Annotated in this window: 7 protein-coding genes; 2 read left to right on the top strand and 5 right to left on the bottom strand. The window is 57.3% G+C overall.

The window, feature by feature from the left end; genetic code table 11:
• Window positions 1–95: 95 nt before the first annotated feature.
• The 4 genes from AC1D00_RS12410 to AC1D00_RS12395 form a co-directional block, all read right to left on the bottom strand.
• Complete coding sequence (locus tag AC1D00_RS12410) at window positions 96–881, bottom strand: hypothetical protein (RefSeq protein ID WP_477010872.1); 786 nt, start codon at window positions 879–881, stop codon at window positions 96–98.
• 402 nt (window positions 882–1,283) lie between these two features.
• A complete protein-coding gene (locus AC1D00_RS12405) occupies window positions 1,284–2,468 on the bottom strand; it encodes a glycosyltransferase family 4 protein (protein ID WP_477010871.1) in 1,185 nt (394 codons plus the stop codon).
• A 38-nt stretch (window positions 2,469–2,506) separates the two neighbouring features.
• A complete protein-coding gene (locus AC1D00_RS12400; protein ID WP_025576291.1) occupies window positions 2,507–3,640 on the bottom strand; it encodes a radical SAM protein in 1,134 nt (377 codons plus the stop codon).
• A 1-nt stretch (window position 3,641) separates the two neighbouring features.
• Complete coding sequence (locus AC1D00_RS12395) at window positions 3,642–4,997, bottom strand: glycosyltransferase family 4 protein (RefSeq protein ID WP_477010870.1); 1,356 nt, start codon at window positions 4,995–4,997, stop codon at window positions 3,642–3,644.
• A 344-nt stretch (window positions 4,998–5,341) separates the two neighbouring features.
• Here AC1D00_RS12395 and AC1D00_RS12390 point away from each other — a divergent pair, with 344 nt between their 5' ends.
• Window positions 5,342–7,483, top strand: a complete 2,142-nt coding sequence (locus AC1D00_RS12390; RefSeq protein WP_049812222.1) for a type I secretion system permease/ATPase — start codon at window positions 5,342–5,344, stop codon at window positions 7,481–7,483.
• A 69-nt stretch (window positions 7,484–7,552) separates the two neighbouring features.
• Complete coding sequence (locus AC1D00_RS12385) at window positions 7,553–9,586, top strand: HlyD family type I secretion periplasmic adaptor subunit (RefSeq protein WP_025576296.1); 2,034 nt, start codon at window positions 7,553–7,555, stop codon at window positions 9,584–9,586.
• 47 nt (window positions 9,587–9,633) lie between these two features.
• Here AC1D00_RS12385 and AC1D00_RS12380 read toward each other — a convergent pair.
• Window positions 9,634–9,975: VanZ family protein (locus AC1D00_RS12380; RefSeq protein WP_477010869.1), on the bottom strand; the 342-nt coding region annotated here is incomplete at its 5' end.

Below are 9,975 nucleotides of genomic sequence, written 5' to 3'. Positions count from 1 at the left end.
AGGTAACAGCCAGTCAGCTGCGAGTCGGTACCCAGGAATCTAAATCTGCAGGATGAATGGATATTTCGTGTCCCCGACAGTTCACAATCTTCGTCTCACGTTCGGCGATACCGGAGTTCTAGGTTCTCGATCATGTCGTTGTAACGACCAATAAGGTCTATCAGCTCGTCCCCATGATCCGACAAAAAACCAGCGATGCTGGAACTAACGATTTGTACGGTCGCGTCGATCTCTCCCAATAGCTCGTGCCGCGCAGCGTCACAATACTCCGCGATGAGTGCGTCAGCGATCGACAACTCGCTTGCAATCCTCATGGTCTCGAACGTTGGCGCTTCGTGCTGCGGCACAACTTCGAACCAGCGATCTACCCGCGTGTTCCGCTCGCCCGCCCTCGTTCGAGGAGAGCCATCAGCAACTGCTCTTTCGACATCGACAGAAAGCAACTCTAGCGTTTCGTTGTGAAGGCGATCGAGCTCAGTCATGGAATGATCAAACATGCTGCTCAGCCGCGTGAGCTGTAGCCACGCGAGTCTCAAATGTTGATACGGCGACAACTCGTCATCGATCCAAGGATAGCTGCCGGCAACAATGCGACAAACAATCAGATCGCCGTATACGGTCCGCAGCTTAAGAAGCGCAGCAAGCTCCGCTTTCAGGCGCTGATGAATGGCCGATATCGCTCCTGTCATCCGCTCCGGCACGAACTCGAATGACGGATCGGACAAGCGCACCAAATTTTCACCGGCCAGTTCGATGATCGAAACAATCCGCTCGTCAATCTCACCGGTCGTTAGCTCATCCACCCTGCTCATTCTCACATAATCCAGCAACGCCCGGTGCTTCGACACCTGGCCAGCTTCGTCGGGCTTGCGAATCCCCAACCCGAAGCCTTTCAGGGTTCAGCCGCTTTCGGAAGCCCCAATCTATGTTCATTATCCAGGCAATGGGAGGGGACTCGAGCTAGTGCTGGCGGATAGTTTAGCCCACCGATAGGATCCAGTCACAAAAGCCCGTGACTCGCCAGGATTTCGATCGCTGGCTGCAGACTTTGGACGCCACGCCCATCGACCATGGCCGGCGCTATCGCCAACCTTAGCGGGACGACCACAAAAGCTGAGATCTCAGCACTGGGAACCGGGGACGCCCGACCTGAAATCAGGCTCCGAGTAACAGCCACAATCCTCGGTGCCGCCAGCCCGGGCGCGGCATCGCTTCAACCCGATCGACGCACGAGGCGCGCCAATATGCTGCCAGACTTTGTCGTCGAAAGCGCTGGCAATGCCTCAATGGTTGGCTGGTCTGCCGTATGCCGATTGTTGCGACCTTGCGCTGGCGCCCCAGCCTGCGCGCGACAGATTGCCTTGCTGCAGTGTCCGGCCGAGCAGGTCATCATAGATATCCGACGTTCTCGATGCGATATCGGACCAATCGTACCGCAAGGCGCTTTCGCGACGTACTATTTCGCGCTCAGACGCGCTCAGACGCGTCTTCGTCAGCACCAACAGCTTCGCACCCAACTCCTCACAATCACCGACATGGAAAATGTGTTCGGGATCACCCACCACCTCCAGATTAGGTGCGATATCGCTTACCAGCACCGGCAATCCATAGCTAAGCGCTTCAAGCAGCACGATCGGCAACCCCTCATGCGACGACGGCAAAACAAACAGTGCCGCGTGGGCGTAGAGTTGTCGCAGCCCATCGCCGGTCTGAAACCCGGCCATGACAACGTTCTGGTGGCCGGCCGCTTCTCTAACCAGCTGATCCGCGTACTCATTCTGGTGGTCGATCTTTCCAACTATGGCGAGCTTCCATCCCGGCATTGCCGTAGCCAGGAATGCGCGCAAAAGATCGAGCTGCCGCTTCTCAGGAACAAGCCGGCCGACCGTCAATACGTATCGTCCTGGCTCCAATCCCAACCCGACCACCTGTTCGCTTTGCTGCGGCAAGTCCGAGAACACCACGCCATTCGGCACCACCTCGCAGGGTTTGCCATATTTGGAAGTGATGAGGTCGCCTATGCTGCGACTGACCGCAATGCGCTTGCTAGCATAGCGCATTCCGACAGCTTCGCCGGTCCTCAGGACCATACGCGCCGCCCAGCCCCATTTTTCCCTATTATAGTCCTCACCATGATGCGTGACGACGACCCGCAGGCCGACAGCACGAAGCAACGGCGTTACAATTGCAGGACCTATACCGTGAATGTGCACCAACGCCGGCCGCCGCACCATTGCGACAATTGCGCAGACCACGGAATGCAGCAGAGTCTCCAGATACTTGTTACTTAGAGTCCACAGTCGCAGTACCCGCACCCCCCTCCAGACTTTGGGGACATTCGAGGTGACGTAAGGAGACCGCATGCAGACGGTAACCCCCCTGCCTAGCTCGACCAACCTTGGTGCGAGATTTTCTGCATGCGTCTCGATACCACCCTGAATTTGAGGGAAGCCACGGAAGCCGAACATGTAGATCTCACGCCTTCTCATCTGGACTTCCTCCCAATCTAATTGTTCATAAATGTTCGCAACGGGTAATGCTCGTCCGGCGTAATGCGGCCCTTGACCAGCCGGGCCTTGACATTCTTGTTCAAGAACGACGTTCGCTCGACGTGCGGCGATGGACGCACGTCGGAATAATTAATATAGCTGTCAAAGCATATGCTCTTGCCGATCGAGACCTTGAGCTTGTTCTTGATGACCCATAACAACGGCTCGCCTTTCGGAAGCTGAGGGACCAAGTTGGACCGCATCGCGGTCCGCGCGGTCGTCACCATCCAGCAGTTCTGCCCACAGCTCGCGACCTTCTTCCGTGTCTGCTGGGCGGCCTCGCTATTCATGATCTCGTTCCATGATTCCCGCGCAAGATTTCCCATGGGGAGATCCGAGCGGACGTTGCAGGCCCATACGTCCGACCACGGGTCGATGAAGGCAAAATCCTTACCCGCACTGCACGGGATCAACCGATCATGACCGAGAATCTTCTCGATCAGGCCAAGGTTTAGGTAGGCTCGAAACCAGTTCTTTGGCTTCGGACTACGCAGCATCGCCGAAATAAGCCCCTCAACTTTCCGCGCTACTGCCTTCCGATCATAGAAGTAATTGTCGTTCTTGTAGAACTGCCACGCATTGTGAAGCGTGGAAGTTGCCAGCTCGAATCCCTCCTTGCGAGCGAACTCGTAGACATTGACGAGCTGATCGACGTTTTCGTCCTGGATGACCATCGCGAAGCCAAGGTCGGTGCCGCCGGCTTCGCGCAGCATACGAAGTCCCGCGATCTTGGTGCTGTAACCGTCCTTCTCGCCGCGAATTCTGTCGCTGGTCTCCTGATCGCCCTCGAGCGAAAAGCGTACCTTGATGTTGGGGTGTTTCTTGATGATCGGAACGAGGCGCTCCGGATGCAGCCCGTTCGACGATATTTCCGTCACTCTTGCCTTCGGATAGAGAAGATCGATCATCTCTCCGAGGTCTTTGCGAAGCGTCGGCTCTCCACCCGACACATTCAGATTGTCGAAGCCGGATGGAAGCTTCGACAACGTAGCCAGCGACACCTCTTCTTTTGGCTCGGTCGGATTCTGCCATATGTAACACATCTGACATTTGGAGTTGCAGCGGAACGTGGAAATGACGGTAAGGTCCATTTTATGATCCAACTTTCCTGTGTAAGCCGACTGATGCAATCAGATCCTCGTATAACGAGAGTAACGTCGCACCGTGTTCCTCAAGCGAGTACTCGTTCTCGACGGTCTTGCGTGCGTTGCGACCGAACACCTCGCGACGACTGCGATCGACGAGAAGAGTTCTGACTTTTTCGGAGAGTTGAACAACGTCGCCAGGGTCAAACAACAGACCTGTCGTCCCGTCTCTGACCAACTCGGGAATTCCGCCAATGCGGGAAGCGACGATCGGCTTGCCATGCGCCATCGCCTCAAGGATCGAGAGAGGACTGTTTTCGTGCCACACCGAGGGCACGACAATCACACCCGCCTCCCTGATTGTGCGCTCGAGGTCGATGCCCATGAGATGCCCTCTGAACTCCGCCGCGGGGTATTTCCGCCGAAGCTCATCGAAAAGCGGTCCAGTGCCAGCGATCACCAGTCGCCAGGCTCCTTGGGCTGTCGCATGAGCTTTAAGGAGATCCTCAACGCCTTTTTCAGGCGACAGGCGCCCGAAATACRGTGCGTATCCATCATCTCCGACAGAGGTATCGATACGCGATGCGTCTATCCCGTTCGGAATATGAACCACCTTGTCGGCACCGAACCGACGGACAATGGCCTCATACATGAACTTGCTCGGCGCAATGAATTTTCCGACACGGTGATAGCTTCCCAGCAGCGCGTGATAGCGCGCCTCCGCCCAAAGCAAGGCGCTGCGCCCAAGAGAGCCGTCGGCGCAGCGGCGAGCGAGAATCGTCTCAAAGGCGCCATCCCCGCATCTCGTACACACCTGTCCGTTGCTGAGCTGCGTATAGATGGGACACACCGGTTTGTAGTCGTGAAGCGTGAGAACGACGGGAACCCCCATTTCCGCTGCTGCGGTGACGATCGAGGGAGTGAGCTGGTGATAGATATTATGACAGTGCAGTATGTCCGGCTTCTCATCTCGGATGAGGCGCGTAATTTGCGAGACAGCTTCGGATGAATGAATAAAGGATAATGCCGATCTCAGTTTTTCGCGTCTTGATGATGCGCGATACGATTTCCGCGAAACAAAGTACGATTGGAAGCGTGATGGAATATTTCGATCGTCATTCATGGAGAATTCGACGACGTCAACATTCCGCCTGCGCATCAACTCCATCTCATCGAACATCACGACTTCGGAGCCGCCGTTACGAAAGAAGAACTTGTTCGCAAACAACACTTTCAGAGCRTGCCGATCCGATCCATCAAGCCGTTCTCGTCTAGACGACGGGACATCTTGCTCCGGGCTCAGCCTCGATCGGGCCACCGAAACAGCAACCTCTTCGCTGAAATCGAACGAAGGCTCCGTCATCGCCGCGGTCCTTATCTGGAGACCGAAACAGGCCACACTGCGGGGCGGACACTAACGCCTGCAGAATGATGTTCGGTCGGGCGGTGCAAGGCTGATCTCGTCGCAACTACAACCATCAGCAGGATGATAGGTGGTCGTCATGCGCCGATATTGACGGCCGTCAACTCGCCATCGGTGCGCGGCCTAGGATGGGGTGCTGGCCCTCTTCGAGTCCGAATGCAATTCTGAGGATACGAGCTGCTTCTAAGGACGCGCTCGGGCGTCAAAACGACATATCTTCATGATCGGCGCGAACTGCATGGTGACTGCCGGATCGCAACTGCTCGATGCAATGCGGAGAGAGGATGCCCGAGCACCTTGAGCCAATTGGCGTAATCCCCGATCAAGGGTTGATCGCGTTGGTCATGATGCTCCGATTTAACGGCCTCGCCATAGATCCTGAGCGCATCCGTCATCAGTTTGGGACCATCATCAGGGTCGCCGAGGTTCTCCGCTGTGCCAAGGAGCTTGGGCTGAAGGCACGTGTCGTCAGGACCAATTGGTCTAGGCTTTCCGGTCTGCCGATGCCGGCGCTCGCCATCCTTCGGGAGGATAGATTTCTTATCTTCGGAAAGGCCACCGAGGAGCGGGTCATCGCGCTCGAGCCGGGTCGCCCGCAACCGGTCATGATGTCGCGGATGGAACTCGAAGCCGTCTGGGACGGCGCGGTCATTCTGATGACGCGTCGAGCCTCTCTTTCCGATCTGGCGCGGCGTTTCGACATCACGTGGTTTCTCGGCGCAATCAGAAAATACCGGCGATTGCTCCTCGAAGTCCTTGCAGCATCGTTCTGCCTTCAGCTCTTTGCCCTGGTATCGCCGCTCTTCTTCCAGGTGGTTATCGACAAGGTTCTAGTGCATCGCAGCATGAGCACGCTGGACGTACTTGCCATCGGCCTCGTAGCGACCGCGATGTTCGAAACGATCCTTGGAGTTCTACGTACATACCTTTTCTCTCACACCACCAACCGAGTCGATGTCGAACTCGGCGCTCGGCTGTTCCGCCACCTGTTGGCGTTGCCGATCGGCTACTTCCAGGCGCGGCGGGTGGGTGACTCTGTCGCGAGGGTCAGGGAACTCGAAAATATCCGCAATTTCCTGACGAGTTCCGCTCTGACCTTGGTCATCGACCTATCGTTTTCGGTTGTCTTCGTTGCATTGCTGGCCTTCTACTCGCCAACGCTAACCTGGATCGTTCTCGCCTCGCTTCCGGTCTATGTCGCGATTTCTGCCGGAGCGACGCCTCTGTTTCAGCGGCGGCTCGACGAAAAATTTCAGCGGGGTGCGGAGAACCAGGCCTTTCTTGTGGAGAGCGTGACCGCGATGGAAACGCTCAAGGCGATGGCTGTGGAGCCTCAGATGCAACGCCGCTGGGAGCAACAGCTCGCCGGATACGTCGCAGCGAGCTTTCGTGTCATCAGCCTGGCGAACGTGTCCAGCCAATCGGTCCAGCTTGTCAACAAACTGGTCGGCGTCGCCATCCTCTATTTCGGCGCTCGGTTCGTCATCGCTGGCGATCTTACCGTTGGCGAGCTGGTTGCCTTCAATCTGATCTCCGGTCGCATCAGCGCTCCAGTCCTCCGACTAGCCCAGACTTGGCAAGATTTTCACCAAGCCAGACTCTCGATCGCGCGCCTCGGCGACATCCTGAATACAGAGCCGGAGCCTGTTTACAGGCCTGGCAAAATGGCGCTGGCTACGATCCGAGGTGATATTGCGTTCGAACAGGTKACCTTTCGCTACCGCATCGATGGGCCCGAGATCCTTCGAGATGTGCAGCTGCACGTTCCGGCAAGGCAGGTCATTGGAATAGTGGGCTCCTCGGGATCGGGGAAGAGCACTTTGGCCAAACTGGTGCAGCGGCTGTATATCCCCGAGCGAGGCCGGGTTCTGGTCGACGGGATCGACGTGACTCAGGTAGACCCCGCCTGGCTGCGCAGACAGATCGGTGTAGTTCTCCAGGACAGTGTCCTCTTCAACTGTTCGATCAGGGACAATATCGCCTTCGCGGATCCCGCGACATCGACGGAGCGTGTGGTTGAAGCGGCCACGATGGCCGGTGCACACAATTTCATTCTACAGTTACCGAACGGATACGACACCATAGTCGGCGAACGCGGCAGCAGCCTGTCCGGCGGACAGCGTCAGCGCATTGCGATTGCACGCGCGCTGGTAACCGATCCACGGATCCTGATCTTTGACGAGGCGACCAGCGCACTCGACTACGAGAGTGAGCACATCGTTCAACAGAACATGGCCAAAATCGTGCAGGGCCGTACCGTCCTGATCATTGCGCATCGGCTATCGGCCTTACGAATGGCCGACCGGATCATCACAATTGAAGATGGCCGCCTGGTCGAGGATGGTTCTCATCAAGAGCTGGTCAAGCGCGGAGGACGTTATTCAAAGCTCTTCCGCCTACAGTCGGGCTTCCATGACCTTACATAGACTGTCCTTCGCTTGCGTCGACACCAACAGGCGACACGGTCGAGCTCACGCCGGCATCGACGAGGCCGCATGAGACAGACAACCGCAGAGACGTTCGACGATCCGGGGCTGTTTGTGCTCGACCTCCTGCTCCGATTGCGTGGTGTCGACAGCAGCCTGGATCACATTCGCCAGTTGTCCGGTTACACGCTTATTGGTGTCCCGGAAATGCTCGCTTATGCGAGGGAGCTCAATCTCTCTGCAAGCTGTGTTCTGACCGATTGGGACGGACTATCAGCATCAGCCCTGCCTGGCATCCTCCCGATTCGCAGCGGGAGCTTTCTCCTACTCGGAAAAGTACATGGCCACGAGGCCGTGGTGATGACCGCTGGCGCCGAAAGGCCATCTATCATTTCCAGATACGAGCTTGAGTCCAATTGGGACGGACGGCTCGTCGTGATCGCCCAACGACGCGCCATCATCGCTCGGCTTCTGCGCTTTTCACGATCCTGCCTGGAATTCATTCGGCGTTCAAAGGAGCGCTCCCTGATTGTCGGGGCACGACTGGCTGGTATGTTCTCGTCTCGCGCCGATCGCGCACCTGCAACGTCTGAGCAGCGGTCGGCCGCGCCGACGGAGCCGCCCCGGAATGCGAACAGCGGGAATGCGGTCATTGTTTTCGCGGATCACGCCCGCAAGCTCGGGCGCGCCGTTGTCGGGCTAACGCCTTCCCGCGGGATTCATCCGAGCGAAGCACTCGCTTTCCTCCCCGCAGCGCTCGAAATCATCGAGACCCCTCCTTCGCCGGTTGGACGTACCATCGTCGTCAGCATCACGGCGGGTTTCGTTGTCGCCCTGCTCTGGGCCTGCCTTGGAACCATCGACATTGTTGCTATCGCTCCTGGCAAGATCATCCCGAGCGACCGAACCAAGACCATCCAGCCCTTCGAGACCGCCGTTGTTCGCGCGATCTACGTTCACGACGGCCAAACCGTCAGAGCCGGTGAACGCCTGATTGATCTGGATGCGACCATTTCGGCTGCAGAGCTGAACCACCTCAAGAGCGATCTGATGAGTGCGCAGCTCGACGCCGCCCGCTTGAAGGCGTTACTGTCAAATAAGCCTAATCTCGCTTCGGCGTTTAACCCGCCCCCAGCCGCCACACCTACTCTGATCGAGATGCATCGTCGCTTTCTCGTCAGCCAAGCCACCGAGCAGGCTGCCAAACTCGCTGCAATTGACCGCCAAATCTCACAAAAGGAGGCAGAGCGAGCCACTTCGAAAGCGTCGATGGATAAGCTGAAAGCCACAATTGGCCCGCTCCAGCAGCGCGTCGAGATACGCGAGCAGCTGTACCAGAAAGAACTCGGTTCCAAGCTGCAATACCTGGCCGACTACCAAGAGCTACTCGGTCAGCGACAGGAGATACTCGTTCAGCAAAGCCGCTTTGGCGAAGCAGATGCCGCCATCGCGGTCCTGGTGGAGAACCGCAACAAGGCCATCGCCGAATACGAACGAACGTTGCTCGAGGAACTCGCCAAGGCGGAACGGAAGGCTGCCGGTCTAAGCCAGGACGTCATCAAAGCCGAACGGCACACCGGCCTGCAAAACCTGACTGCGCCAATCGATGGCGTCGTACAGCAACTCGCGGTTCATACCATCGGGGGTGTCGTCACGCCGGCGCAACCAATCATGATGATCGTTCCAATCGATAGCAATCTCGAAGTCGAGGCCATGATCTCGAACCAGGATATCGGCTTCGTCGAGGCAGGCCAGGACGCCGCCATCAAGATCGATACCTTCAATTTCACCCGGTACGGACTGCTATATGGCAAGGTGATCAACATCTCCCAGGATGCTATTCCCCGGAACAAGCCACCGGAGAACGGCAGCACCAGGTCTCTCGGCGCCGGGACAACAAGCAGCGAACCCAATGGACAGGAGCTTGTCTACGCAGCGCGAGTGTCGCTCGACCGCAGCTACATGAACATCGAGAACAAGCGCGTCAGCCTTTCTCCCGGTATGGCCGCCACCGTCGAGATCAAGTCCGGATCACGCAGCGTCATTAGCTATCTCTTATCCCCGATCATGCGGTATAAGCAGGAAAGCTTGCGGGAACGGTAGCGCACGAGCAACTATGCAAGGGCATTCGCCGCGAATACCACGCGCTCTTACTGACGACGTTTCGCGGATGGCGAAGTCAGGATATCAATCAGATGCCGCCAGATCGGGGCTAAACGGCCGGCGCCGACCCCGCAGGCTCCTCCGATGACCTTCACTGCAGCGTCGAGAATCCGACCATGCCGATCTGGCGTTAGCAACTGCATGCCTTCGAGAGCAAGCGCGCTGAGGATCACCATGGCAAGAACAGCCAACGTGCGACGTGTTATGCCGGACGCAAACGCAAAGCCCATTACAGCGAAGGCAGCGAAGTGCTCCAGTTGAAGGCCAGCCAACCTCGGACGACCTTGAATTGGTGTCAGCGTTGCGAACGTGATGAACACGAGTACCAC

This window comes from Bradyrhizobium sp. P2_E8, from assembly GCF_056403875.1.
The sequence above is the reverse complement of the archived record's forward strand: the minus strand, read 5'-3'. Positions and strand labels throughout refer to the sequence as shown.

Excerpts from the sequence above, each read along its gene's own strand:
- AC1D00_RS12405 (WP_477010871.1), bottom strand. The coding sequence starts at position 2,468 with ATGTTCGGCTTCCGTGGCTTCCCTCAAATTCAGGGTGGTATCGAGACG.
- AC1D00_RS12400 (WP_025576291.1), bottom strand. The coding sequence starts at position 3,640 with ATGGACCTTACCGTCATTTCCACGTTCCGCTGCAACTCCAAATGTCAG.
- AC1D00_RS12385 (WP_025576296.1), top strand. The coding sequence starts at position 7,553 with ATGAGACAGACAACCGCAGAGACGTTCGACGATCCGGGGCTGTTTGTG.